This is a genomic window from Paraburkholderia phenoliruptrix (assembly GCF_902859825.1).
Classification (GTDB): domain Bacteria; phylum Pseudomonadota; class Gammaproteobacteria; order Burkholderiales; family Burkholderiaceae; genus Paraburkholderia; species Paraburkholderia phenoliruptrix.
The window spans coordinates 201,035-227,247 of record NZ_CADIKB010000004.1; the positions used below are offsets into that span (position 1 = coordinate 201,035).

The window sequence follows — 26,213 nt, forward strand, 5'->3', positions numbered from 1 at the left end:
GAGGTTACCGGTGGTACAAATGATGTTGAAGGATGTAGTCCCACACCGCGGTGGGGACATGGCTTGCGGCCTCGCCGTGCGGTTCGCCGCCTGCGTGAGCAAGCCGCTGGCTCACCTGCTCGCGCAGATGCGCGCGAATGTCGGTGGCCGAGACATTGAACGCAAGCGTCGTGTCGATCAGCAAGTGGCCGCAAGGCGTAGCTTGCAGAACCTCGGCGCTGGCGCGGCGCGCCTCAATTTCCTTGGCGACGGCAGGCGCGATCGACGCGAGGTCGAAACCCGGCCGCGTGGCCGCGCAAATGTGCGCGAAGTCGAACAGGCGCCGCCAGTCGCGCCAGGTGTCGAGATGCACCAGCTGATCCGCGCCGATCAGCAAGGCGATCGATGCGTTGCTGCCTTCGCGCTCGCGCCAGCGCTGCAGCGTGTCGACAGTGTAGGTCGGACCTTCGTGCTCGATTTCGTCGGTGGCGACGCGCACCGTCACGCCCGGCAGCTTCAGTTCGCTCGCCGCCGCGCGCGTCATGGCGAGACGATGCACGGCCGGCGAGACGTCCGCTTTCTGCCAGGGCTGACCGGCCGGCAGCAGCACCAGTTCGGTCAGTTGCAGCACGTGGGCGAAACGCCGCGCGAGCGCGAGGTGGCCGTCGTGGATCGGGTCGAAGGTGCCGCCGAGCAAACCGATCCGGCGAGGCAGCGCAGCGGGTTGAGCGATCGGCTTCAGGTGAGAATCCTTTGTCGTGGCGACGGGTCGGGCAGTGCGCGCGTTCGGGCGTCTGAAGCGCTCACACCCACTCGCGCGGCACGAGAAAATCGCTGTAAAGGCGCGCTTCCGGCGTGCCCGGCTCGGGCTGCCAGTTGTAGCGCCAGTTCACCACAGGCGGCATCGACATCAGAATCGATTCGGTGCGTCCGCCGCTCTGCAGCCCAAACAGTGTGCCACGGTCGAAGACCAGGTTGAACTCGACGTAGCGTCCGCGCCGGTAAGCCTGGAATTCGCGCTCCGCCTCGCCGTACGGCACGTTGCGGCGCTTTTCGATGATCGGCAGATACGCCTTGAGAAATCCCTCGCCCACGCTTTTCAGCATCGCGAACGATTGATCGAAGCCCGGCGCCGAGTAGTCGTCGAAAAAAATCCCGCCGATGCCACGCGGCTCGTTTCTGTGCTTGAGGAAGAAGTACTCGTCGCACCAGCGCTTGAACTTCGGGTACAGGTCCGCGCCGTAGGGCGCGAGCGCGTCGCGGCAGGTGCGGTGAAAGTGCTGCGCGTCTTCCTCATAGCCGTAGTAGGGCGTCAGATCCATGCCGCCGCCGAACCAGAACACGGGTTCTTCGCCGGCTTTGGTCGCGACCAGCAGGCGCACGTTCATATGCACGGTCGGACAGTGCGGATTGTGCGGATGCAGCACGAGCGATACGCCCATCGCTTCGAAGCCGCGCCCGGCCAACTGCGGACGTGCAGCGCTCGCGGAACCCGGCAACGCGTCGCCGCTTACATCCGAAAAACCGATGCCCGCGCGCTCGAAGAAATGGCCGCCTTCGAGAATCCGCGTGCAGCCGCCGCCGCGCAGCTTTTCGCCGGGCGCGCGCTGCCATGTGTCGGTGGCGAAGGGCTTGCCGTCGAAGGCGCCCAGCGCGTGTGCAATGTCGGTTTGCAGGCCTTGCAGCCAGGTGCGCACGGCCTGTGCGTCGTAGCTCGAATCGGTCATGGATGCAGGTGCGGAGGGCGGCACGCGGTGCCGCCGGTTCGTCGTGAAGCGCCGCGTGGCGGCTGGCCCGGGCGGTCGGGCGGTCCGGGTGGTTCAAGGCAAAGCTTGGCGGCGCAGCGAAACACGCGTCGCCGCCAACCCGCAGTGTAACGCCGTGGCCGGGGCAGTCCGGGCGCGGCGGCCTGCTGCCCCGGTGCTTTCCTCAGTGCTTTCCTTCGGTTTTCGCGTCGTGCTTGCGGTTCAGCGCGCGATAGCCGATGTCGCGCCGGTACTGCATGCCGTCGAAGGAAATCTGGTTGATCGTTTCGTACGCGACCGACTGCGCGCTGCGCACTGAGTCGGCGAGACCCACCACGCACAGCACGCGCCCGCCCGACGTGACGAGCTTGCCGTCTTTCAGCGTGGTGCCCGCGTGAAAGGTGACCGAATCCGCGGTCTCAGCCGGAATGTCGTTGATGCGGTCGCCCTTGCGCGGCGCGTCCGGGTAATTGTGCGCTGCCAGCACGACGCCGAGCGCGGTGCGGCGGTCCCACTCCAGTTCGACCGTATCGAGCGTGCCGGCGATGGCCTGTTCGACCACCTTCGAATAGTCGCCCTTCAAACGCGCCATGATGGGCTGCGTTTCCGGGTCGCCCATGCGGCAGTTGAATTCGAGCGTCTTCGGATTGCCTTGCGCGTCGATCATCAGGCCGGCGTACAGGAAACCGGTGTAGCGAATGCCTTCTTTCTCCATGCCGCGCACCGTCGGCAGGATGATTTCGCGCATCACGCGCGCGTGCAGTTGCGGCGTGACGATCGGCGCGGGCGAGTACGCGCCCATCCCGCCCGTGTTCGGGCCCTGATCGCCGTCGAGCAAACGCTTGTGGTCCTGGCTCGACGCGAGCGGCAGCACGTGCTTGCCGTCGACCATGACGATAAAGCTCGCTTCCTCGCCGGCGAGGAATTCCTCGATCACGACGCGCGCGCCGGCATCGCCGAGCTTGTTGTCCGACAGCATCATGTCCACCGCGGCGTGCGCTTCTTCCAGCGTTTGCGCGACCACCACGCCCTTGCCGGCGGCCAGGCCGTCGGCCTTGATCACGATCGGCGCGCCCTTGGCGTCGAGGTACGCGTGCGCGGCGGCGACATCGGCGAAAGTTTCGTACTCGGCTGTCGGGATTGCGTGACGCTTCATGAACGCCTTCGCGAAGTCCTTCGAACTTTCGAGCTGCGCCGCTTCTTTGGTCGGCCCGAAGATTTTCAGCCCGCGCGAGCGGAACAGATTGACGATCCCCGCGGCGAGCGGCGCTTCCGGGCCCACCAGCGTAAAGGCGATCTGCTCTTTCTCGACAAAATCGGCGAGCGCGGCCGGCTCGGTGATGTCGACGTTGCGCAGCCGCTCGTCCTGTGCGGTGCCGCCGTTGCCAGGTGCCACGTAGACGAGCTGGACCCGCGGCGATTGCGCGAGCTTCCATGCGAGCGCATGTTCGCGACCGCCGGACCCGACGACGAGTAACTTCATGTGAATCCCCGAGACTTAAAAACCATAAACGGCGCGCCGTATGAGGCGGCGAGCCGTGCAATAACAGTGGGTCCCGCCATGTTCGCCGCCCGCGAGGGCGGGCAGAGCGCAGGGCGAACCCGAATGGAGGCGGCGCTTGCCCGACGCGCCTGGCCGGCTACGCCCGTTCAGCAGCAACGATGAAGCGCACCGGCGGGCACCGTCACGAGAGCGGGCCCGGCCGGTGTCATGACCTGACGGCTTCATTCGTCGGCGATCGCGGCGTTTGTATAGACTTCCTGCACGTCGTCCAGATTTTCCAGCGCGTCGAGCAGCTTCTGCATCTTCACGGCGTCGTCGCCGGTGAACTCGACTTCCGTCTGAGGTTTCATCGTGACCTCGGCCACTTCGGCCTTGAAGCCCGCGGCTTCGAGCGCGGCCTTCACCTTCGGGAAGTCGTTCGGCGGACAGAGCACTTCAATGCTGCCATCTTCGTTCGTCACCACGTCGTCGGCACCGGCTTCGAGCGCGGCTTCCATCAGCTTGTCTTCGGGCGTGCCCGGCGCGAACAGGAACTGGCCGACGTGATCGAACATGAACGACACGGAGCCGTCCGTGCCCATGTTGCCGCCGTTCTTCGAGAACGCGTGACGCACTTCCGCCACGGTGCGGGTGCGGTTGTCGGTCATGGTGTCGACGATCACCGCCGCACCGCCGATACCGTAGCCTTCGTAGCGGATTTCTTCGTAGTTCGCACCGTCCACACCGCCCACGCCGCGCTGGATCGCGCGGTTGACGTTGTCTTTGGGCATGTTGGCGTCGTACGCCTTTTCGACGGCGAGCCGCAGACGCGGATTCGAGTCGATGTCGCCGCCGCCCATGCGCGCCGCGACCTGAATTTCCTTGATGAGCCGCGTCCAGACCTTGCCGCGCTTGGCGTCGGCCGCTGCCTTCTTATGCTTGATGTTGGCCCATTTCGAATGACCCGCCATACCTTTCTCCGTCGCGCGCGCCAGCAAGGCGCTCGCATTGTGCAATTGTCGTTGCGATTTTCCGGGCGCGAGCAGAAAGGGGCGCCTCGATTCAAATTCGCCGCGCCTCACGTTGCACGCCAGGCCGCTCTGGGAGCGGATTCGAATTTTATCACGCCGCGGGGGCGCGGCAGAGACCGGCGTGGCTCGAAACTGCACGAAAAGTGTGCGTTTGCGGCGCGAATCGCGCGCCGCAGGGCCGTTTTTCAGGCAAACCTCAGTTCTTGGTCCCGAACAGCCGGTCGCCTGCGTCGCCGAGGCCCGGCACGATGTACGCGTGTTCGTTCAGATGCGAATCGAGCGATGCGACGAAGAGCTTCACGTCCGGATGCGCGTCCTGGAACACCTGCACGCCTTCCGGCGCGGCGACGAGCGCGAGGAACAGGATGTTCTCGGCCGCCACGTTGCGGCGCTTGAGCACGTCGACCGCGTGCACGGCGGAATAGCCGGTCGCAACCATTGGGTCGCACAGAATGAACACCCGGTCTTCGAGATCGGGCAGGCGCACGAGGTATTCAACCGGCCGGTGGTCGTCCGAGCGGTACACGCCGATGTGGCCCACCCGCGCCGACGGCACCAGCTCCAGCAGGCCGTCCGACATGCCGATGCCCGCGCGCAGCACCGGCACGATGGCGAGCTTCTTGCCGGCGATCACCGGCGCGTCGATCTCGACGAGCGGCGTATTCAGGCGGCGCGTGGTCATCGGCAGATTGCGGGTGATTTCGTAGCCCATCAGCAGCGTGATTTCGCGCAGCAGCTCGCGGAACGTGCGCGTTGACGTGTCCCGGTCGCGCATGTGCGACAGCTTGTGCTGGATCAGCGGGTGATCGAGGATGAAAAGATTGGGAAAACGGCTGTCCTGGGTCATGGCGGGCGCACAAGCGGTGGGAAAAGGCAAATTCGGGCAATCCGAGGTCGATTCAGGCTGGCTTCGAGGTCGACCCGGGAATCGGTTCGGCGCGCCGCCCGGCCGGCGAGCACAACGTGCGACGACCGGCGGAACGCGCCACCGCGCAAGTTTACCGAAAGAGTGGCGTCCGAAGATACCCAAGATTGCAGCGGCCCGGCGCAGTCCGGCACCGATTCTTCTAGAATCGGGGGAAACTTTGCAATCATCGGCGACACGCCAGCGAGGAGAACGCATACATGGACATGGGAATCGCGGGGCGCACGGCGCTCGTTTGCGCGGCGAGCAAGGGCTTGGGGCGCGGTTGCGCCGAGGCGCTCGCGGCTGAAGGCGTGAATCTGACGATCGTCGCGCGCACGGCCGCTACGCTCGAGGCGACGGCCGACCAGATCCGCCGGCAAAGCGGCGTCGAAGTGAAGACGGTGGCCTGCGACATCACTACGCCCGAAGGCCGCGCCGCGGCGCTCGCCGCGTGTCCACAGCCGGACATCCTCGTCAATAATGCGGGCGGCCCGCCGCCCGGCGATTTCCGCAACTTCACGCACGACGACTGGATTCGCGCGCTGGAAAGCAACATGCTGACGCCGATCGAACTGATCCGCGCGACCATCGACGGGATGAGCGCGCGCGGCTACGGGCGCATCGTCAACATCACGAGTTCCGCGGTGAAGGCGCCCATCGACGTGCTCGGCCTCTCCAACGGCGCGCGTTCGGGGCTGACCGGCTTCGTCGCGGGGCTGGCGCGCAAGATGGCGCCCACCGGCGTGACGATCAACAATCTGCTGCCGGGCATGTTCGACACGGACCGGATCGCCGTGACCATGGCGGCTACGGCAAAATCCCACAACATTTCCGTCGGCGAAGCGCGCCAGCAGCGCATGAAGGCGATTCCCGCCGGCCGCTTCGGCACGCCCGACGAGTTCGGCCGCGCCTGTGCCTTTTTGTGCAGCGTGCACGCGGGCTACATCACGGGACAGAACTGGTTGATCGACGGCGGCGCATATCCGGGTACATTCTAGGCGCGCACGTGTAGGCACTTTCCGGGCGCGCCGGCAGTTCTTCGCAGCACTTGCGGCAGCCATTCGCGCCGCAAACAACAACGACAATCACAACGGTTTCAGGAGTCTTACGTCATGACCACCCGCATTGCGCTGATCGCGCACGATCACAAGAAAGACGACATCGTCGCGCTGGCCGGCGAATACGTCGACACGCTCAGGCGCTGCGACATCATCGCGACCGGCACGACCGGCGGGCGCATCAGCGACGCGCATGGCCTGCAGGTCGAGCGCATGCTGTCGGGCCCGCACGGCGGCGACTTGCAGATCGGCGCGCAACTGGCGGAAGGCCGCGTCGACATGGTCATCTTTCTGCGCGATCCGATGACGCCGCAGCCGCACGAGCCGGACATCAACGCACTCGTGCGCGCCTGCGACGTGCACAACATTCCGTGCGCGACCAATATTTCGACCGCGCGCATGATTCTCGACGTGCTCACGTTGCGGTTCACGCAGCAGGCCTGAGGCGGCGTGCTGAGAAGTCATCGGCAACAAGTGGATGCCAGCACAACCAGAGCGCATTCCCTATCAAGGAGACGTTGAATGGTCAAAGCAATCCGATTCGATAAAACCGGCGGCCCCGAGGTCATGAAATGGGTCGACGTCGAAGTAGGCGACCCCGCCGCGGGCGAAATTCGCGTCCGTCAGACGGCGGTCGGGCTCAACTATATCGACGTATATTTCCGCACCGGCCTGTATCCGTTGCCGCTGCCGGGCGGCCTCGGCATGGAAGCCGCGGGCGAAGTGACGGCGGTCGGCGCGGGGGTGAGCCATCTGCAAGCGGGCGACCGCGTCGCCTACGTCGCGAGGCCGCCGGGCGCATATGCGCAGGAACGCGTGCTGCCGGCGGCGCAGGTCATCAAGCTGCCGGACACGATCAGCGACGAGCAGGCGGCCTCGGTGATGCTGCAAGGTCTTACCGCGCAGTATCTGCTGCGCCGCACGTATCCGGTGAAAGCGGGCGACACGATCCTGATTCAGGCCGCGGCGGGCGGCGTCGGCCTGCTGGTGTGCCAGTGGGCAAAGGCGCTGGGCGCGACTGTGATCGGCACGGTCGGCTCGGACGAGAAGGCGGACATCGCCCGCGCGCACGGCTGCGACCACGCCATCGTCTATACGCGCGAAAACTTCACGAAGCGCGTGCGCGAGATCACTAACGGCGCGGGCGTGCCGGTGGTATACGACTCGATCGGTAAAGATACGTTTACCGGCTCGCTCGATTGCCTCGCGCCGCTCGGCATGTTCGTGAGCTTCGGCAATGCGTCGGGACCGCTGCCGCCCATCGACTCGTCCGAATTCGCCGGACGCGGCTCGCTGTTCTTCACGCGCCCCACGCTGTTTACGTATATGGGCAAGCGCAGCGACTACGAGGCAATGGCCGCCGAACTCTTCGACGTGCTGAGTTCCGGCAAGGTGAAGACGAGCATCAATCAGCGCTACGCACTCGCCGACGTCGGTCAGGCGCATGCGGACCTCGAAGCGCGCAAGACCACAGGCTCGACCATTCTGCTGCCGTAGTCTTTCCCGCTTTCGTCGTCCAACCCGGGGCCGTTCCATCTCGCGATGGAGCGGCCTTCGTCTTTTCTGCATGTCGTTTACACGATTTTTATACGGCCCCCATCAGCTTTGATCAGGCCTTTACGCGCGTGCGCCTATCGTTGCAGCTATCCAAAGTCCGTGAATGGAGAACAAAAATGGATGTGCTGTACGTCGGGGCCATCGCGCTCTTTACCGCGCTGACCGTTGCACTGATTGCCGGCTGCGAGAAGCTGCTGCTGACTCGCCGCGGACAGGGAGCGCGCTCATGAACTGGATGCTGTGGATGTCGGGCGCGGCGACCGCGCTGCTGTTCGCCTACCTGGTCTACGCGCTGTTGCGCGCGGAGGACATCGAATGAATGCGAACAATGTCCTGCAGGCCGGGCTCTTCATTGTCCTGCTGCTCGCTGCAGCGGTGCCGCTGTCGCGCTACCTTGGCGGCGTCATGGACGGCAGCGCGCGCGTGCTGCGCTTTGGCGGACCGGTCGAGCGGCTCCTGTACCGCATGGCCGGCGTGAATCCGTCGAGCGAAATGAGCTGGAAGCACTACGCAATCGCCACGGTCGCGTTCAACGCGCTCGGCGTCGTCTTTCTTTATCTGCTGTTGCGCGTGCAAGGCATGCTGCCCGGCAACCCCCAGCAACTCGGCCCGATGACGGTGGACGGCGCGTTCAACACCGCCATCAGTTTCGTGACCAACACCAACTGGCAGGATTACACGCCCGAGCAGACGGTCGGTTATCTGACGCAGATGCTCGGCTTCACGGTGCAGAACTTCCTGTCGGCGGCGACCGGCATCGTGGTCGTGATCGCACTGATTCGCGGCTTTGCTCGCCATACCGCGCAAACCATCGGCAACTTCTGGGTCGACCTGACACGCGTCACGCTCTACGTGCTGCTGCCGATGTCGGTCGTTCTCGCCGCTCTGCTGATGAGCCAGGGCGTGATCCAGAATTTCAAGGCCTACGAAAACGTGCCCACGCTGCAGACGACGAGCTATGCCGCGCCCAAACTCGACGCGCAAGGCAATCCGTTGAAGGATGCGAAGGGCAACGCGCTGACGGTCGACACGCCGGTCAAGACGCAGACCATTGCGATGGGCCCCGTCGCTTCGCAGGAAGCGATCAAGATGCTCGGCACGAACGGCGGCGGCTTTTTTAACGGCAATTCGGCGCATCCGTTTGAAAATCCGACGCCGTTCTCCAACTTCCTGCAAATGTTCGCCATCCTGATTATTCCGGCGGCACTCGCGCTGGTGTTCGGCCGCATGATCGCGGACCGCAAGCAGGGCGTCGCGGTGCTTGCCGCGATGACGCTCGCGTTCGGCGTCTGCGTGTTCGGCGAGATCGGCGCGGAGCAGGTCGGCAATCCGGCGCTCGCGGCGTTGCATGTCGATCAGTCGGCGAATGCGATGCAGCCGGGCGGCAACGCCGAGGGCAAGGAGACACGCTTCGGCATTGCCCAGTCGGGCCTCTTCACGGTAGCGACCACGGCAGCCTCGTGCGGCGCAGTCGCCAATATGCATGACTCGCTCACGCCGCTCGGCGGCCTCTATCCGCTTCTTTTGATGCAGCTTGGCGAGGTGATCTTCGGCGGCGTCGGCTCAGGGCTGTACGGCATGCTCGTGTTCGCGCTGCTCGCGGTCTTCGTGGCGGGCTTGATGATCGGACGAACGCCTGAGTATGTCGGCAAGAAGATCGAAGCCTATGAAATGAAGATGGTATCCATAGTCGTGCTGTTGACGCCGCTACTCGTACTGGTGGGCAGCTCGATCGCGGTGCTGAGCGACGCGGGCAAGGCGGGCATTGCCAATCCGGGCGCGCATGGATTCTCCGAAATCCTCTACGCGTTCAGCTCGGCGGCCAACAACAACGGCAGCGCGTTCGCGGGCCTCACCGTGGGCACGCCGTTCTACAACTGGCTGACCGCCATTGCGATGTGGTTCGGCCGCTTCGGCACGATCGTTCCGGTGCTCGCCATTGCCGGCTCGCTCGCGGCCAAGAAGCGCATCGGCGTAACGGGCGGCACCTTGCCGACGCATGGACCGCTCTTCGTCGTGCTGCTGCTCGGCACCGTGCTGCTGGTCGGCGCGCTCACTTACGTACCGGCGCTTGCGCTCGGCCCGGGCGTCGAACATCTGATGATGATGGGCGCTCATTGACGCGGGCTCACGGGCCTGCGCGAGGCAACGAGTCGACGCATGTTCTAGCGCGTCAGCAGCCAATGCGACATTCGAGGATTCAATGACTGAACACCATGCAACGAGGTCCATGTTCGACCCGGCGCTGCTGCGCCCGGCGATCGCGGACTCATTCAGGAAGCTCACGCCGCGCACGCAGTTCCGCAATCCGGTGATGTTCTGCGTATATGTAGGCAGTATTCTGACCACCATCCTGTGGATCGCCGCGCTCGCCGGCGAGGCGGAGGCGCCGGCGGGTTTCATTCTCGCGGTCACGCTGTGGCTGTGGTTCACGGTGCTGTTCGCAAACTTCGCCGAGGCGCTTGCCGAGGGCCGCTCGAAGGCCCAGGCCGCGTCGCTGCGCAGCGCCAAGAAAGATGTGATGGCGAAGAAGCTCAACGAGCCGCATCCCAAGTCGCCGATCCGTATTCTCACGGCGTCGGACTTGCGCCGCGGCGACGTCGTGCTGGTCGAAACCGGCGATGTGATTCCCGCGGACGGCGAAGTGCTCGAGGGCGTGGCCTCCGTCGACGAATCGGCGATCACCGGTGAATCCGCGCCGGTGATCCGCGAGTCGGGCGGCGACTTTTCGTCGGTGACGGGCGGCACGCGCGTGCTGTCCGACTGGATCGTCGTGCGCGTGACGGCCAATCCGGGCGAGGCGTTTCTCGACCGCATGATCGCGATGGTGGAAGGCGCGAAGCGTCAGAAGACGCCCAACGAAATCGCGCTGACCATTCTGCTCGTTGCACTGACCATCGTGATGCTGCTCGCGACCGCGACCTTGCTGCCGTTCTCGATGTTTGCCGTGGAAGCGGCGCATCTGGCGAATTCGGCGGGACATGTCGTGACGATTACCGCCTTGGTCGCGCTGCTCGTGTGCCTGATTCCGACCACGATCGGCGGATTGCTGTCGGCCATCGGCGTGGCCGGCATGAGCCGCATGATGCAGGCAAACGTGATCGCGACGTCGGGCCGCGCGGTGGAAGCGGCCGGCGACGTCGACGTGCTGCTGCTCGACAAGACCGGCACGATCACGCTCGGCAACCGGCAGGCGTCGCGCTTCATTCCGGCGCCGGCGCTCACAGAAGAAGCGCTCGCAGACGCGGCGCAACTTTCGTCGCTCGCCGACGAGACGCCCGAGGGCCGCAGCATCGTCGTGCTTGCAAAAGAGCGCTTCAACATCCGGCAACGCGATATGGCGTCGCTGCACGCGGAGTTTCTCGCGTTCACCGCGCAAACGCGCATGAGCGGCGTCGATCTGTCGCCTAAGGACGCGCCTTCCGCTGCGCCGCGCCGCGAGATCCGCAAAGGCGCGGCCGACGCGGTCAGGCATTACGTCGAAGCGAACGGCGGCCGTTTCCCGAACGAAGTCAGCACGGCGGTGGCCGACGTCGCGCGGCGCGGCAGCACGCCGCTCGTCGTCGCGGAAAAGGGCGAGCAGGGTGCGCGCGTGCTCGGCGTGATCGAGTTGAAGGACGTGGTGAAAGGCGGCATCAAGGAGCGCTTTGCCGAACTGCGCAAGATGGGCATCAAAACGGTGATGGTGACGGGCGACAACCGGTTGACCGCCGCGGCGATCGCGGCCGAAGCCGGCGTGGACGATTTCCTCGCGGAAGCCACGCCCGAAGCCAAGCTCGCGACGATCCGCGCGCATCAGGCGGAAGGCCGTCTCGTGGCGATGACGGGCGACGGCACCAACGACGCCCCCGCGCTCGCGCAGGCCGACGTTGCAGTGGCGATGAACACCGGCACGCAGGCCGCGAAGGAAGCCGGCAACATGGTCGACCTCGACTCGAATCCGACCAAGCTGATCGAGATCGTCGAAATCGGCAAGCAGATGCTCATGACGCGCGGCTCGCTCACCACCTTCTCTATCGCGAACGACCTTGCCAAGTACTTCGCAATCATTCCGGCTGCGTTCGCGACCACGTATCCGGCGCTCAATGCGCTGAACGTCATGCATCTCGCGACGCCCACCTCCGCGATCATGTCGGCGGTGATTTTCAACGCGCTCATCATCGTGCTGCTGATTCCGCTCGCGCTCAAGGGCGTGCGTTATCGCGCGCTCGGCGCGGCCGTGCTGCTGCGACGCAATCTGCTCGTGTACGGACTGGGCGGGATCCTCGTGCCGTTCGTCGGCATCAAGTTGATCGATATGGTGCTCGCCGCATTCGGCTGGGTCTGATAAACGGCAGGCTACAAGGAAACTATCATCATGAAGAATCTGTTGCGTCCGTTGATCGTCGTTTTTGCGGTGCTGAGCGCCGTGACGGGTCTCGCTTATCCGGCGTTGATGACCGCCGTCGGCCAGACGCTCTTTCGCGACGAGGCGAACGGCAGTCTGATCGAACAGGACGGCAAGGTGGTCGGCTCGAAGCTGATCGGCCAGCAGTTCGACGCGCCGCAATACTTCTGGGGGCGGCTGTCGGCGACGAGCCCGATGCCGTACAACGCGCAGAATTCGGGCGGCTCGAACTTCGGGCCGACCAATCCCGCGTTGCTCGACGAAGTGAAAGGCCGCATCGACGCATTGAAGGCCGCGGGCACCGACCTGTCGAAGCCGGTGCCGGTCGATCTCGTGACGTCGTCGGGCAGCGGTCTCGATCCGGAGATCAGCCCGGCGGCTGCCGCGTATCAGGTCGAACGGGTGGCAAAAGCGCGCGGGCTCGCGCCCAACGAAGTACAGGCGCTGGTCGACCGTTATACGAGGGCGCGTCAATTCGGCGTGCTGGGCGAGCCGCGAGTGAACGTGCTGCAACTGAACCTCGCGCTTGCCGAAAGGGAGCGCGGTTGAGCGCCGCGCTCATGGAGAGCCGTTACGTCGGCGCGGTTCGTGGTTCGCCGTTCGTGGGTCGCGGTTCGCCGTTCTGCCGCGGCGCGGACCGTGGCGTGGCGGGAGACCATTTGCCCACGAGCCGCCGCCGTGCCACCATTGCACGCACGACCGCGCGCACGATGACAACACGCAAGCATGAACCGCCCCGATCCTGACGAACTGCTCGACAAGCTGCAGCGCGACGAAGAAAAGCGTCAGCGCGGCAAGCTGAAGATTTTCTTCGGCGCGTCCGCGGGCGTCGGCAAAACCTATGCGATGTTGCAAACCGCGCGCCGCCGTCGCGAGGAAGGCGCCGACGTCGTGGTCGGCATCGCCGAAACGCACGGGCGCAGTGAAACGGCTGCGCTGCTCGAAGGCCTCGACGTGCTGCCGCTCGCGCAGATCGAATACCGCGGTCGCAAGCTCGGCGAGTTCGATCTCGACGCCGCGCTGGCCCGCAAGCCGCAACTGATTCTCGTCGACGAACTCGCGCATTCGAACGTGCAGGGCGCGCGGCATCTGAAGCGCTGGCAGGACGTGTACGAACTGCTCGACGCGGGCATTGACGTCTACACCACGGTCAACGTGCAGCACCTCGAAAGCCTGAACGACGTGGTGGGGCAAATCACCGGCATTCGCGTGTGGGAGACGGTGCCCGACCGCGTATTCGATCGCGCGGACGAAGTGACGCTCGTCGATCTGCCCGCGGAGGAACTGCTCGATCGCATGCGCGACGGCAAGGTGTATCTCGCGCAGCAGGCCGAGCGCGCGGTGCGCAATTTCTTTCGCAAAGGCAATCTGATTGCGCTGCGCGAGCTGGCGCTGCGCCGCACTGCCGATCGTGTCGACGCGCAAATGCGCGAGTACCGCGCGGATCGTTCGATCGAACGGATCTGGCAGGCGCGCGAGCGCCTCTTGGTGTGTGTCGGCCCCGGCCCCGAGGCGCCCGCGCTCGTGCGCGCGGCAGCGCGTCTTGCAGCAAGTCTGAAGGCGGACTGGATCGCCGTGTATGTCGAGACGCCCGCGTTGCAGCGTTTGCCCGACGCGCGCCGCGAACGCACGCTCAATGCGTTGAAGCTCGCGGCGGAGCTGGGTGCCGAGACCGCGACGCTGGCGGGCACGGACGCGGTCGCGGCCCTGACGGGTTATGCGCAGGCTCGCAATGTGTCAAGGCTGGTGGCGGGCGCATCGAACCGCGCGGGCATCGGGCGTCGGCTGCGCCGGCCGCTCGGCGAGCGCCTCGTCGAGCAGGGTGGTCATGCCGACGTGACGTTGATTCGCGTATCGTCCGAAGGCGGCAGCGGCGAGCAGCGCCATCTGCTGAACACCACGGCAAACGCCTGGCGCGACGCATTGAGCGCCGCGCGCGAGCGTCGCTCGCCGCCGCGCGCGTATGGTTTCGCCTTCGCGATTTGCGCGGGCATTACGGCCGTGGCGAGCCAGTTGATGGCGCGTATCGATCTGACGAATCTCGTCATGCTGTATCTGCTCGGCGTGGTCTTCACGGCGGTGAAGTTGGGCCGCGGGCCCGGTGTGCTGCTGTCGTTCCTGAGCGTGGCCGCGTTCGACTTCTTCTTCGTGCCGCCGCGCCTGTCGCTGTCGGTGTCGGATACCCAATATCTGCTGACATTCTTCGGCATGTTGCTGACCTCGCTCGTCATTAGCCATCTCACGTCGAGCTTGCGGCGCGAGGCGCGGGTCGCGCGGCGCCGCGAGCAGCGCACGGGCGCGATGTATGCGATGGCGCGCGAACTCGCGGCAGCGCTGACCACGGAGCAGATTGTCGGTATCGGCAGCCGTCACGTGAGCGAGGTGTTCGGCGCGCGCGTCGCGATCCTGCTGCCCGACAGTGCGGATCAGGTGAAGCAGAAGATCGAGGACCCCGACGCCGCGATCACGCTGGAAGGCGATCATCTCGACACCGACGTCGGCCAATGGGTCTACGATCATCAGAAGCCGGCCGGCCACGGCACCGACACGCTGCCCGCGGCCGCCGCCCTGTATCTGCCGCTCAAGGCGCCCATGCGCACGCGCGGCGTGCTCGCCGTGGTGCTGCGCGACGAACGCGAACTGAACGCGCCCGAGCAGCAGCGCATGCTCGACGCATTTGCGGCTCAAATCGCGCTGGCGCTGGAGCGCGTGCATTACGTGGACATCGCGCGCGATGCACTCGTCAATATGGAATCCGAACGATTGCGCAACTCGCTGCTGTCTGCCATTTCGCACGATTTGCGCACGCCGCTCACGACCATCGTCGGGTTTTCGTCGATGCTCGCCCAATCGCGCGAGCAGAGCGGCGACACGCGGCGCGACGATGAGCTCGTGGAAGCGATCCACGAAGAGGCGCTGCGGATGACCGGCATCGTCACGAACCTGCTCGACATGGCGCGCCTGCAGGCGGGCAGTCTGCAGCTGAACCGCCAATGGACGCTGCTCGAAGAAACCGTGGGCGCTGCGCTGCGCGCCTGCCGGCGCGTGCTTGCAGGCCACCCGGTGCAGGTCGACCTCGCCGCGGACCTGCCGCTCCTGCATCTGGACGCCGTGTTGATGGAGCGGCTCTTCTCAAACCTCTTCGAGAACGCGGCCAAGTACACGGCGCCGGGTACGCCGATAACAATCGGCGCGCAACGTTTCGACGCGGACGGCAAGTCGTTTGTGCGCGTCACCGTCGACGATAACGGACCGGGGCTGCCGGCCGGCATGGAAACGCGCGTGTTCGAGAAGTTCACGCGCGGCGAGAAGGAGTCGGCGAAGCCCGGCATCGGCCTCGGTCTCGCGATTTGCCGCGCCATCGTGGAAGCGCACGGCGGCAGCATCGGCGCCGTGAATCGCATACCGGCTTACCCGGCGGGCGGCGCGGCGCAAGCCGCGGGCCGCGCGGAAGGCGCAAGTTTCTGGTTTACGCTGCCGGTGGAAACGCCGCCCGACGTGTCGGACGCCCCGGATGCATTGGAGGACGAAACCGTCGACAATCTGTCTGCGAACCCGCCCTCCCATCAGTTGGCCAAACCCGCCCATGAGTGACCCGAGCATTACCGTTGTTCTCATCGAAGACGAAAAGCAGATTCGCCGATTCGTGCGGGCGGCGCTGGAAGGCGAGGGCATCGTCGTGCACGACGCCGAGACCGGCAAGCAGGGTCTCGTGGAAGCCGCGACGCGCAAGCCCGACCTCGTGATCGTCGATCTCGGCCTGCCGGACACGGACGGGCTCGACGTGATCCGCGAATTGCGCGGGTGGAGCGAGATGCCGGTGATCGTGCTGTCGGCGCGCACGCAGGAGAGCGAGAAAGTCGCGGCGCTCGACGCGGGCGCCGACGACTACCTGACCAAGCCGTTCGGCGTGTCGGAGCTGCTCGCGCGGATCCGCGCGCATCTGCGGCGGCGCAATCAGGGCGGCGCGACCGAGTCGCCGCAGGTGCGCTTCGGCGCGGTGAGCGTGGATCTCGCGTTGCGCCAGGTCACGCGCGAAGGCGCGGCAGTGCATCTGACGCCGATCGAATACCGGCTGCTGGCCACGCTGGTGCGTCACGCCGGCCGCGTGCTCACGCACCGGCAACTGCTGTGCGACGTGTGGGGGCCGTCGCACGTGGAAAGCCACCACTATCTGCGTATCTATATGGCGCATTTGCGCGGCAAGCTGGAGCGCGATCCGGCGCAACCCGAGCACATCGTGACGGAAACGGGCGTGGGCTACCGGCTGGTCGGCGTCGCCTGAGCAAGGCAGTGTGTGCAGCGCCGGGCAGGATTGCGGTGGCGTCGTTATAATTACGTTTCGTAAGGACGGCCTTACGCTTTTCACAAACGGGGACGGCCCCATCTGATCATGGAGCTGTTTCATGTCCTGGATTCTTCTGTTCATCGCCGGTCTGCTCGAAGTCGCCTGGGCGGCCGGTCTCAAGAGTTCCGAAGGTTTCACCCGCCTCTGGCCTTCCGTTTTCACGCTCATCACCGCCGCCGGCAGCTTCGTGCTGCTGGCCTTGGCCATGCGGCAGTTGCCGCTCGGCACGGCCTACGCGGTCTGGACCGGCATCGGCGCGGTCGGCGCCTTCATTTTCGGCATCGTGATGATGGGTGAAGCGCTGACGGTCGCTCGCGTAGCGAGCGCGGCGCTGATCGTCGTCGGGCTGGTGGGGCTCAAGCTCTCGTCCGGGCACTGACACGACCGCACGAGGCCGAGGCGCCTGTCATGACCCGACGTAGCGGTCATGACAGGCACGGACAGGCACGGCGGCCGGCGTCGGGGCGTCCCGCAGCTCGCCATTTTGCAAGCCACTCTGCGTTCTGCGAATTAAGGTGGCTATAATGAGATGGAAACCAACCTGAAATTGCCCGCGGCCTGCTCGGCGCGGCCGGCTTGGCGCGGGTCTGACGACTTCCGTGTGGCGGCTCATCCCTGATTGGCCCCCGCAGTCGCGGCGCGCGCAGCGAGCCTGGAGGCGGCCATGCTTGAATCACTTTCGCTTGCTGCGGGGCTCTCATGGGGCAGCGGCCTGCGCCTCTATCTGACGGTCCTGCTGGCCGGCGTGTTCGAGCGCCTCGGTCTGATTCATCTTCCCGACACGTTGTCCGCGCTGTCCTCGCCGTGGGTGATCGGCGTGGCGGGCGTGCTGACCGTCACCGAATTTCTCGCCGACAAAATCCCCGCGTTCGATTCGCTATGGGACGCGATCCACACTTTCATCCGTATTCCGGCCGGCGCGGTGCTCGCGGCCGGCGCGCTCGGCCATGCGGATCCGGCGCTGCTGACGGTCGCCGCGCTCGCGGGCGGCACGCTCGCGGGCACCGCGCATCTCACGAAAGCGGGCACGCGCGCGCTGATCAATCTGTCGCCGGAACCGGTGTCGAACATTGTCACGTCCACTGCTGAAGACGGTTTCGTATTCGGCGGCATTCTGCTCGCGCTCTTCGTGCCGCTCCTGTTCCTCGTGCTGATCGTCGGCTTTCTGGTGCTCGCCGGCTGGGTGTTGCCGCGGCTGTGGCGCGGCGTGCAGGGCGGCTTTCGCGGCATGGCGACGCATATGGTGTCGCGCCTCGCGAGGAGCCGGCACGATTGAGCGAGACGGTCAGACGTTCCCCGGCGCCGCCTGCCGCACCCGCGGCGCGACGCTTTAGCCGCGGCGACCTGCTGCGCCAGGCGCTGCGCATGACGGCGCGCGACTGGCGCGCCGGCGAACTCACGATGCTGCTGCTCGCGCTGGTGCTCGCCGTGGCGGCGCTCGCCAGCGTCGGTTTTCTCGCCGACCGTTTGCATCAGGGGCTCGAGCGCGACGCGCGGCGCATGATCGCCGCCGACTTCATCGTGCGCGCCGATCATCCCGTCGATCCGCAGTTCGCGCGCGAGGCCGCGACGCTCGGCTTGCGCACGGCCACCACGGCAATCTTTCCGAGCATGATCAATTCGACCGGCGCGCAGCCGGTGTCGCGGCTTGCCGCGATCAAGGCGGTGTCGCCGGGTTACCCGCTGCGCGGCGCGTTGCGGATTGCCGCAGGACCGGGCGCGGCCGACCATCCGGCGCAATCCATTCCAGCGCCGGGCACCGTGTGGGTCGATCAGCAATTGCTCGATGCACTGAAGGTGCGCGTCGGCGACACGGTGAAGGTCGGCAACCGCAGCTTCGCGATCGGCGCGATGATCACGCGCGAGCTGGACCGCGGCTTTTCGTTCGTCAACTTTTCGCCGCGTCTCATGATGCGCGCCGATGAAGTGCAGTCCACCGGGCTCATCACGTTCGGCAGCCGCGTGACGTACCGGCTGCTGGTGGCGGGCGCGGATGCGCCGGTGGCGAGCTTCGCGCAGTTCGCGCACGGCAAGGTGGACGGCGGCAAGATGCGCGGCGTCGCGCTGGAATCGTTGCAGGACGGCCAGCCGCAAGTGCGCCAGACGCTCGATCGCGCGGGTCATTTCCTCACGCTCGTATCGCTGCTGACTGCGCTGCTCGCGGCCGTGGCGATCGCGATGGCCGCGCACCGGTATATGCGCCGGCATCTGGACGGCTGCGCGGCGATGCGCTGTCTCGGCGTCAGTCAGGCGACGCTGCGCGCGCTGTTTACGCTCGAATTCGTCGGCGTGGGCGTCGCGGGCGGCGCGCTCGGCGTGGCGCTCGGTTTTCTCGGCCACCTCGCGCTGCTGACGTGGCTCGGCAGTCTCATCGACGTCGAATTGCCCTACCCGACGGTGTGGCCCGCGCTTCAAGGCATCGCCGCCGGACTTGTGCTGTTGCTGGGTTTCGCGTTGCCGCCGCTGTTGCCGCTTACGCGCGTGCCGCCGGTGCGGGTGCTGCGCCGCGAGTGGGGCGAAGCGGGGCGCACCGCGTGGGCCGCGTACGCACTCGGCATCGTGTTGTTTGCCGCGCTGCTGATTGTCGCGGCGGGCGAGCTGAAGCTCGGCGGTATCGTTGCGGGCGGTTTTGCGGGCGGCCTGCTGGTGTTCGCGTGTATCGCGCGGCTCGCGTTGTGGGCGGCCTCGCGCGTGGTGCGCAGCGAGCGCGTGAATGCGGGAATCGGCTGGCGCTACGCGCTGGCGTCGCTGGAGCGGCGCAGCAGCGCGAGCGCGCTGCAGATTACGGCGCTCGGCATCGGCCTCATGTGTCTGCTGTTGATCGCGATGACGCGCAACGACCTCGTCGCCGGCTGGCGCAAGTCCACGCCGCCGGATGCGCCGAACGAGTTCATCATCGACATTCAGCCTGACCAGCGCGAAGCGGTCACGCACTATCTCGACGCCCACGGCGTGCCCGGCACGGTGCTGTCGCCGATGGTGCGCGGCCGGCTTACCGCGATCAACGGCAAGCCGGTCAACCCGGATTCGTTCAAGGGCGACGACGCGAAGCGCCTTGTGGACCGCGAGTTCAATCTGTCGTACACGACGCAGTTGCCGGACGACAATCGCCTCTCCGCCGGCACGTGGTACGGCGACACCAGGAAGCCGCAGATTTCGATCGAAGAAGGGCTCGCCAAGCTCATCAACGTAAAGCCCGGCGACGTGCTGCGCTTCGACGTTACCGGCCTGCAGATCGACGCGCCCGTCACGAGCGTGCGCAAGCTCGACTGGGGTTCGTTCAAGGTCAACTTTTTCGTGCTGATGCCGCCGGCCGCGTTGCAGGACTTCCCGGCGACGTTCATTACCAGTTTCCATTTGCCGCTGGAAAAACGCGCGACCATCGACGGTCTGATCGCCGCGTATCCGAACCTCACGGCCATCGACACGGGCCCGATTCTCGCGCAGGTGCAGCGCGTGCTCGAGCAGGTAATCGGCGCGGTGCAGTTCCTGTTCGCCTTCACGCTCGCGGCGGGCGTGCTGGTGCTGTACGCGGCGCTTGCCGGCACACGCGACGAGCGTATGCGAGAATCCGCGCTGTTGCGCGCGCTGGGCGCGTCGCACGCGCAGGTGCGCACGGTGCAGATCGCGGAGTTTGTTGCCGTCGGCGCGCTTGCCGGATTGATGGCGGCGGTCGGCGCGCAGGTCATCGGTTGGGTGCTCGCGACGCGCGTGTTCCAGTTCTATCTGGACGTCGATCCCTGGCTCTTGCCGGCCGGCATTGCGGCAGGCATCGCGTGCGCCGCTGTCGGCGGCTGGCTCAGTTTGCGGCATGTGCTGTCGCGTCCCGCGTTGCAATCGCTGCGGGACGCCTGATTATTTTCGGTTGGTGAGTGTTGATGAACGAGAAGGATGACGAAGTATCGGCGGCGCAGCCGACGGCCTTCGAACTGGTGGGCGGCGAAGCGCGCGTGCGCGAACTCGTCGACCGTTTTTACGATTTGATGGATCTCGAACCCGAGTTTGCGGGCATTCGCGCGTTGCATCCCGAGTCGATGGAAGGTTCGCGCGATAAGCTGTTCTGGTTTCTATGCGGATGGCTCGGCGGCCCGGATCACTACATCAGCCGCTTCGGGCATCCGCGTTTGCGCGCGCGGCATTTGCCGTTCGCGATCGCCTCGAGCGAGCGTGACCAATGGCTGCGCTGCATGGCGTGGGCCATGGAAGATATCGAGCTCGCCGAGCCGCTCAGAGAGCGCCTGCTCGGCTCGTTCTTCGAAACGGCCGACTGGATGCGCAACCGCAATGGCTGACACAAAGCGCGCGGCAGCGGATCGCAGCGCGTATGACGCGCTCGATAGGGAAGCGCGCGAGGTGCTCGACTGCTGGTTCGGCGCGCCGGATGAGCCGGGCTTCGTCGAGGCGCGCAAGTGCTGGTTTTCCGGCGACGAATCATTCGACGCGATGCTGCGCGAACGTTTCGGATGCCTGATCGATGCCGCGCACGACTCGCGCCTCGACGGTTGGGCGGCCACGCCGCTCGGCGCACTGGCGCTCGTGATCGTGCTCGACCAGTTTTCGCGCAACTGCCATCGCGATACGGCGCGCGCGTTCTCGGCGGATCGTAAAGCGCTGCAGGTCGCGCAGCAGATGGTGGCGAGCGGGGCGGACCGGCTGTTGCCGGGCGTGCATCATCGCGCGTTCGCTTATTTGCCGCTTGAACACGACGAAGCGCTGGAGAGCCAGCACGCGTCGCTGCGTCTTTTCAAAGCGCTCGCCGACGAACCGGGCGGCGAGTCGTATTACCCGTTCGCCGTGCGGCACGCGCAGATCATCGAGCGCTTTGGACGTTTTCCGCATCGCAATGCGGTGCTCGGGCGCGAGTCGACCGTCGAGGAAATCGCTTTCTTGCGCGAGCCGGGCTCGTCGTTCCAGTCGCGGGCGAGGCGGGCCACTAAGCGGGCCACAACGCGGGCAGCGAAGGGACAACAAAGCGGGTGATGAAGCGGGCCACTAGGCGGGCGACCAAGCAGGCCACTAAGCGGGCCACGAGGCGAACAACTGGGCGGCCAACTAAGCCGGCGCGCGGGCGTGAGCCCGCGGCATCTAATTGCGGCCAGCGGCTCCCGCTCCCGGCGGCTTCGCTGCCGGCGTGCGCACGAACACGCGCAGCAACTCGTCGGTATCGCCCGGCCGCGCTCCCGTCCAGAAGAGCCTCCAGTTGCCGGCCGGCAGGAAGGCGTTGCTGCGGCGGCTTTCGACGATAAGCCACGTGCACCCGCTCGTGCGGGTGTTTGCCGTCGGATGATGTTCGATGCCCGCGAAGTAGTCGAGCATCGGCGCTTCGGATTCGCCTAGTCCGACGCTCGCCATGCAGTCGCCGTCGTTCCACTCCGCGCTCAGGGCCGCGCCGAGGTTCTCGAACACCGAGCGATAACTTTTCGCATAGTCGAGCCAAGGCAGGAGCAGCGTGCTCACGAGTCCCCACGCGACGATCGCGCCCGCGCACCAGGAGAGCGCGCCGCGCCATTTGCCCGCATACTTGAAGACGGGCAGTAACCAGAGCCAGCCGAGCGTCATCAACAGCGCCGCGGCAATCAGGCCGGGTTTCACCGGCAGCACCCAGCCGAGCGGCAGCCATCGGCCGAGCCGGTGCAGCGACGTGTGTGCGTCGACCGGGCCGCTCATGATCGACCACACGATCCACGCAAGCGCCGCCGTGCTGCCGAACAGCACCCGGCTCGTCATGTCCCACACCGTGGCGAGCCGCTGCGGCAGCCGCTCGACGCCCTGCATCGCGAGCAGGGCAAGCGGCGCGATGAACGGCAGGATGTACAGCTCGCGGATCGTCGCCGAGTTTTGCAGCACGGCGAAGCCGACGCCCGCGAAGATCGCCGGCAACGCGACGCGCGGATCGCGCCAGCGCCGCCATGCGCCGCCCGCGAGAGCGGCCAGCGCAAGCGGCACCGTCGGAAAACCGACGGTGAGCACGGTGCGCAGCACGAAGAAGCGGCTTTCGCTTTCGGAGCCGAGCTCGGCGACCGAAAAACCGAAAAAGCGGCCGACGTTGTTGTCCCACAGCCAGACCTTGAAGAGCGGCTCAGAGCGCAGATAGAAGGAGATCGGCCAGATCAGCAAAAACGGCGCGCAGACGAGCGCCGCCAGGCCGAGGGCCGCGGCGAAGCTGCGGCTGCGGCACGCGCGATACAGCACCAGCGCCGCGCAGGTGGTCGCGCCGAATACCAGCGGCACGAACAGACCCTTCGCGAGAAACGACACGCCGACGCCTGCGCCGAACATCGCGGCGCCGCTGAGAATCGCGTGCCGGCGTTCGCGGGCGGCGTCGGCGGACAGAGGGGCGAGGTCGCCATCGTCACGAAGATGCGCGAGCACGAGTTCGAAGAGCCCGCAGAAGCCGACGGCCGCGCCGGCCATCAGCGCGACGTCGGTCATCATGTCGTGCACGTGCTTGACGACGACGAGCGTGCCGCCGAAGAGCGCCACGCTGCCGATCACGCGCACGTCGAACCAGCTCGGCGCATCCACCGCGCGGCGCGCGACGCGGGCCGTGTAGTAGACGGTCAGGCCCGCGAACAGCGCGCTCGCGAGCCGTGCCGCGTCGTGCAGCGGCAGATAGCGGCCGAACATCCATGCAAGGCCCGCGGCCACCCAGTCGTAGATCGGCGGCTTTTCGACGAACGGCTGGCCGGCGTTGGTGGGCACGACGAGATCGCCGGTGTCGAGCATGTGCTTGACGATGCCGAACGTGTAGGTTTCGTCCTGCTTCCACGGATCGTGGCCGAGCGTGCCCGGCAACAGCCACGCGCAGAGAATCACCAGCGCGACGAGCCACATCAGCGGGCGGGCCGTGCTGAGCGCGCGCCAGCGTTCACCGCCGCGGCTTGCGCGATCCGCAGCCGGCGCGTCGAGACCGGGCTGGTCGGCCGCGCCGGATGCTTGAGGTTTGGAAGCCTGGGTGGGCCGGGCAGGCGCCGCTGCTGCGGCGGTCTGAGCGCCGGCGGCAAAGACGCTATGCGGGCTGGTCGGGCCGTGCCCGGCGGCGCCCGCCGCTCGCGCCTCGTCTGCACTGTCGCTGAGGCCGCCCGGCGCGGACACCGCTGCCGCGGCGTTCCCCTTGCGCCACGGTGCGGAAGACTTTTCTTGCATGAAACGATCTCTGGTCGCGGTGCGCAGCATCAGCTTCGCGCGCACGATGTTCTAGCTTGCGTCGCGCAAGGTCGCGCGATCGTCGCGATTGTAGTCTCTCATTATTACGGTGGATTACAAGCACGAATACGCATAAAGGCGGCGAGCGGGCGTGTCGCCGTCATATCGCGGCGATGCAGGGCGCGCCGGTCATGCGTCGATGGACAAGGGTAACGGCAAGGAAACAGGCGCGGCGCCCGGCTGTGGGGCGGCGCGCGAACCGAAGCGGGAAGGGCGGCTAGCGGCCGCCGGACACGTCGAGCAACGCGCCGGTGACGTACGACGCGGCGTCGCTCATCAGCCAGACGATGGTCTCGGCGACCTCGTCCGCGCTGCCGGGACGGCCCAACGGTGTGGCTGCGCCGAGCTGGGCGGCGCGCTCCGGCTTGCCGCCGCTCGCATGAATCTCGGTATCGATGAGGCCGGGCCGTACCGCATTCACGCGCACGCCGCGCGGCCCCAGTTCTTTGGCGAGACCGAGCGTCAGGGTGTCGACCGCGCCTTTGGAGCCCGCGTAGTCGACGTACTCGTTGGGCGATCCCAAACGCGCCGCTGCCGACGACACATTCACGATCACACCGCCCGCGCCGCCGCGATCCGTCGACATGCGCCGCGCGGCTTCGCGCGCGCAGAGATACGCGCCCAACACGTTGACGTTGAACATGCGCGTGAGCCGCGCGAGATCCATGTCGGCGAGCGGCATGGACGGCGCCACGATGCCCGCGTTGTTGACGAGCGCGTCGAGCCGGCCGAACTGCGCCTGAACGGCGTCGAACATGGCGAGCACGTCGGCTTCGCTCGCGACGTCGCCCGCAATGGGCAGCGCGCGTCCGCCGGCCCGCTCGACTTCGGCGACGGTTTCTTGCGCCGCTGCCAGGTTCTGAGCGTAGTTCACGCCGACCGACCAGCCGCGCGCGCCAAGCAGGCGCGCGGTCGCCCGGCCTATGCCGCGGCTGCCGCCGGTGATCAGAACGGTTCGGGTCATTGCAGCCTCGGCGTCCAGGTAGAGTAAGCGCTAAAAAAGGGCCGGCCGGGCGCCGGTTCTTACGCGGCAGCCGTCAGTCAGACGGCTTCGCGCCTGATCGCCCACTTGTCGGCGGTGGGCGGCTGATAGCGTTGCAGCTTGCCGATCAGTCCGGCGGGATCGGCGTCGATCTGCAGAATGTCGAGATAGGTGTGCCGCATGAAGCCTTCCTCCACCGTGTGGTGCAACAGCTTGATCAACGGATCGTAAAAGCCGTCGATATTGAGCAGTGCCACCGGTTTCTGGTGGTAGCCGAGCTGCGCCCACGTGTACACCTCGAAGAATTCCTCGAGCGTGCCCGCGCCGCCCGGCATGGCGACGAACGCGTCGGACAGATCGGCCATCATCTTCTTGCGCTGATGCATGTCGGGCACCACATGCAGCTCCGTCAGACCGTTATGGCCGACTTCCTTGTTGACGAGCAGCTCCGGAATCACGCCGATCGCGCGGCCGCCTTCGGCCATGACCGTGTCGGCGATCACGCCCATCAGACCCACCTTGCCGCCGCCGTAGACGAGCGCAAGATCCGCTTCGACGAGCGCGCGCCCGAATGCGCGCGCCGCTTCGGCATACAACGGTTTGACTCCATTCGAGGAGCCGCAATACACGCACACCGACTTCATGGAAAACGTCCTATTCGTTGCGAGGAGCGGCGCCTTCCTTCGGCGGCAAATAGTCGTAGAACTCGCGCTTTTCCAGCTTGCCCGACACGAGATCGTCGAAAATCTGCCGCGAGCGGCCGCGCAGATAAGGCGCCATCAACGACACGATCTGGACGCTCACCTGATGCAGCTCCGCGCGGATCGCTTCCTGCTCGTTGTATTTGCGCGGATTCATCACGAACTGATACGACAGCCAATACGTTGCGATCACACCGATATTGGTCGCGATCACTTGCAGTTCCTGCGGCGTGGCGACCATTTCGCCGTCCGCCACGAGCTGATCGCAGAACTGGCTTGCAAAGCGCACCTTGTGGCTGATGATCTGCTTGAAGTGCGTTTCCAGCGTGCGATTGCGCGCGAGCAGGTCGTTCAGGTCGCGATACAGGAAGCGGTAGCGCCACGTGAAATCGACCATGTACTGCAGGTACGACCACATTTCGTCGATGGTCGCGCGGTGGTCGTCGGGAAAACGCAGACGCTTTTCGATCTCCTGCTCGAACTGGCTGAAGATGCTGTTGATGATGTCGTCTTTGTTGCGGAAGTGGTAGTACAGGTTGCCTGGACTGATTTCCATTTCCTCGGCGATCGTCGTCGTCGTGACGTTCGGCTCGCCGATTTCGTTGAACAGTTTCAACGACAGTTCGAGTATCCGTTCGCGCGTGCGGCGGGGAGGTTTGGCTTCCATGTCGTCCGGCCCTGGTTACGCCGGGTTGGGCGCGCGGCGGCGTGCCGCTGCTGTATGGACCACCCGGACGCGGTTGCTATTTTAAGACTGCCGGACGATTATAAACCGGGCGTTCTAATCCCAAGCGGATACTCAGGGTTTTCATTATTCCGGACGACGTAA

24 protein-coding genes are annotated in these 26,213 nt (G+C 66.0%); 15 read left to right on the forward strand and 9 right to left on the reverse strand.

The annotated features are described in order from the left end of the window. Positions 1-4: 4 nt before the first annotated feature. The 5 genes from HV711_RS07205 to upp all read right to left on the reverse strand — a co-directional run bounded on the left by HV711_RS07205 (position 5) and on the right by upp (position 5,085). Entirely contained in the window at positions 5-721 is a 717-nt protein-coding gene (locus HV711_RS07205) for a nicotinate-nucleotide adenylyltransferase (RefSeq protein ID WP_049799242.1), read from the reverse strand. Positions 722-782: 61 nt separating this feature from the next. Beyond that, positions 783-1,706 carry an oxygen-dependent coproporphyrinogen oxidase gene (gene hemF, locus HV711_RS07210; RefSeq protein WP_013587731.1) on the reverse strand — a complete coding sequence of 308 codons (924 nt, stop codon included), beginning with the start codon at positions 1,704-1,706 and terminating at the stop codon, positions 783-785. A gap of 202 nt (positions 1,707-1,908) precedes the next feature. Further along, complete coding sequence (gene purD, locus HV711_RS07215) at positions 1,909-3,207, reverse strand: phosphoribosylamine--glycine ligase (RefSeq protein WP_028360530.1); 1,299 nt, start codon at positions 3,205-3,207, stop codon at positions 1,909-1,911. A 242-nt stretch (positions 3,208-3,449) separates the two neighbouring features. Beyond that, positions 3,450-4,178, reverse strand: a complete 729-nt coding sequence (locus HV711_RS07220; RefSeq protein ID WP_013339911.1) for a YebC/PmpR family DNA-binding transcriptional regulator — start codon at positions 4,176-4,178, stop codon at positions 3,450-3,452. Positions 4,179-4,434: 256 nt separating this feature from the next. Beyond that, a complete protein-coding gene (upp, locus tag HV711_RS07225; protein WP_013587733.1) occupies positions 4,435-5,085 on the reverse strand; it encodes a uracil phosphoribosyltransferase in 651 nt (216 codons plus the stop codon). 278 nt (positions 5,086-5,363) lie between these two features. On the opposite strand from upp, the gene HV711_RS07230 reads away from it, so the two are divergent. The 15 genes from HV711_RS07230 (at position 5,364) to HV711_RS07300 (ending at position 21,475) form a co-directional block, all read left to right on the forward strand. Further along, on the forward strand, positions 5,364-6,143 hold the full coding sequence (locus HV711_RS07230) for an SDR family oxidoreductase (protein WP_035486961.1): 780 nt from the start codon (positions 5,364-5,366) through the stop codon (positions 6,141-6,143). A 114-nt stretch (positions 6,144-6,257) separates the two neighbouring features. Beyond that, a complete protein-coding gene (locus HV711_RS07235; protein WP_013587735.1) occupies positions 6,258-6,647 on the forward strand; it encodes a methylglyoxal synthase in 390 nt (129 codons plus the stop codon). A 78-nt stretch (positions 6,648-6,725) separates the two neighbouring features. After that, positions 6,726-7,700 (forward strand): quinone oxidoreductase family protein, encoded by a 975-nt coding sequence (locus HV711_RS07240; RefSeq protein ID WP_013587736.1) that lies wholly within the window; start codon positions 6,726-6,728, stop codon positions 7,698-7,700. A 176-nt stretch (positions 7,701-7,876) separates the two neighbouring features. Beyond that, a complete protein-coding gene (locus HV711_RS07245) occupies positions 7,877-7,990 on the forward strand; it encodes a hypothetical protein (RefSeq protein WP_028360532.1) in 114 nt (37 codons plus the stop codon). Further along, on the forward strand, positions 7,987-8,079 hold the full coding sequence (gene kdpF / locus HV711_RS07250) for a K(+)-transporting ATPase subunit F (RefSeq protein WP_006048244.1): 93 nt from the start codon (positions 7,987-7,989) through the stop codon (positions 8,077-8,079). Before HV711_RS07245 ends, kdpF begins: the two co-directional genes overlap by 4 nt. After that, a complete protein-coding gene (gene kdpA, locus HV711_RS07255; protein ID WP_035486964.1) occupies positions 8,076-9,881 on the forward strand; it encodes a potassium-transporting ATPase subunit KdpA in 1,806 nt (601 codons plus the stop codon). The genes kdpF and kdpA overlap by 4 nt, the downstream gene beginning before the upstream one ends. Positions 9,882-9,963: 82 nt before the next feature. Continuing rightward, positions 9,964-12,087, forward strand: coding sequence for a potassium-transporting ATPase subunit KdpB (gene kdpB / locus HV711_RS07260; RefSeq protein WP_035486967.1), 2,124 nt, complete (start codon positions 9,964-9,966; stop codon positions 12,085-12,087). A 30-nt stretch (positions 12,088-12,117) separates the two neighbouring features. Further along, a complete protein-coding gene (gene kdpC / locus HV711_RS07265; protein WP_035486969.1) occupies positions 12,118-12,696 on the forward strand; it encodes a potassium-transporting ATPase subunit KdpC in 579 nt (192 codons plus the stop codon). A 177-nt stretch (positions 12,697-12,873) separates the two neighbouring features. Next, on the forward strand, positions 12,874-15,741 hold the full coding sequence (locus tag HV711_RS07270) for a DUF4118 domain-containing protein (protein ID WP_015002143.1): 2,868 nt from the start codon (positions 12,874-12,876) through the stop codon (positions 15,739-15,741). Beyond that, entirely contained in the window at positions 15,734-16,432 is a 699-nt protein-coding gene (gene kdpE / locus HV711_RS07275; RefSeq protein ID WP_035486973.1) for a two-component system response regulator KdpE, read from the forward strand. Before HV711_RS07270 ends, kdpE begins: the two co-directional genes overlap by 8 nt. Positions 16,433-16,553: 121 nt before the next feature. Beyond that, positions 16,554-16,874: a quaternary ammonium compound efflux SMR transporter SugE gene (sugE, locus tag HV711_RS07280; protein ID WP_013587743.1), complete on the forward strand. Its 321-nt coding sequence runs from the start codon at positions 16,554-16,556 to the stop codon at positions 16,872-16,874. Positions 16,875-17,159: 285 nt separating this feature from the next. Next, positions 17,160-17,771 carry a DUF4126 domain-containing protein gene (locus HV711_RS07285; RefSeq protein WP_013587744.1) on the forward strand — a complete coding sequence of 204 codons (612 nt, stop codon included), beginning with the start codon at positions 17,160-17,162 and terminating at the stop codon, positions 17,769-17,771. Continuing rightward, a complete protein-coding gene (locus HV711_RS07290; RefSeq protein WP_051224913.1) occupies positions 17,768-20,350 on the forward strand; it encodes an ABC transporter permease in 2,583 nt (860 codons plus the stop codon). The genes HV711_RS07285 and HV711_RS07290 overlap by 4 nt, the downstream gene beginning before the upstream one ends. Positions 20,351-20,373: 23 nt before the next feature. After that, positions 20,374-20,787 (forward strand): group II truncated hemoglobin, encoded by a 414-nt coding sequence (locus HV711_RS07295; protein ID WP_035486975.1) that lies wholly within the window; start codon positions 20,374-20,376, stop codon positions 20,785-20,787. Next, positions 20,780-21,475 (forward strand): DUF924 family protein, encoded by a 696-nt coding sequence (locus tag HV711_RS07300; RefSeq protein ID WP_035486977.1) that lies wholly within the window; start codon positions 20,780-20,782, stop codon positions 21,473-21,475. The genes HV711_RS07295 and HV711_RS07300 overlap by 8 nt, the downstream gene beginning before the upstream one ends. Before the next feature lie 105 nt (positions 21,476-21,580). On the opposite strand, the gene HV711_RS07305 is transcribed toward HV711_RS07300, so the two are convergent. The 4 genes from HV711_RS07305 to HV711_RS07320 all read right to left on the reverse strand — a co-directional run bounded on the left by HV711_RS07305 (position 21,581) and on the right by HV711_RS07320 (position 26,051). After that, a complete protein-coding gene (locus HV711_RS07305; RefSeq protein ID WP_035487043.1) occupies positions 21,581-23,641 on the reverse strand; it encodes an ArnT family glycosyltransferase in 2,061 nt (686 codons plus the stop codon). Between the two features lie 277 nt (positions 23,642-23,918). Next, a complete protein-coding gene (locus HV711_RS07310) occupies positions 23,919-24,665 on the reverse strand; it encodes an SDR family oxidoreductase (protein WP_013587749.1) in 747 nt (248 codons plus the stop codon). A 77-nt stretch (positions 24,666-24,742) separates the two neighbouring features. Then, complete coding sequence (locus tag HV711_RS07315) at positions 24,743-25,327, reverse strand: LOG family protein (protein ID WP_028360541.1); 585 nt, start codon at positions 25,325-25,327, stop codon at positions 24,743-24,745. Between the two features lie 10 nt (positions 25,328-25,337). Continuing rightward, on the reverse strand, positions 25,338-26,051 hold the full coding sequence (locus tag HV711_RS07320; RefSeq protein WP_013587751.1) for a TetR/AcrR family transcriptional regulator: 714 nt from the start codon (positions 26,049-26,051) through the stop codon (positions 25,338-25,340). Positions 26,052-26,213: the final 162 nt, after the last annotated feature.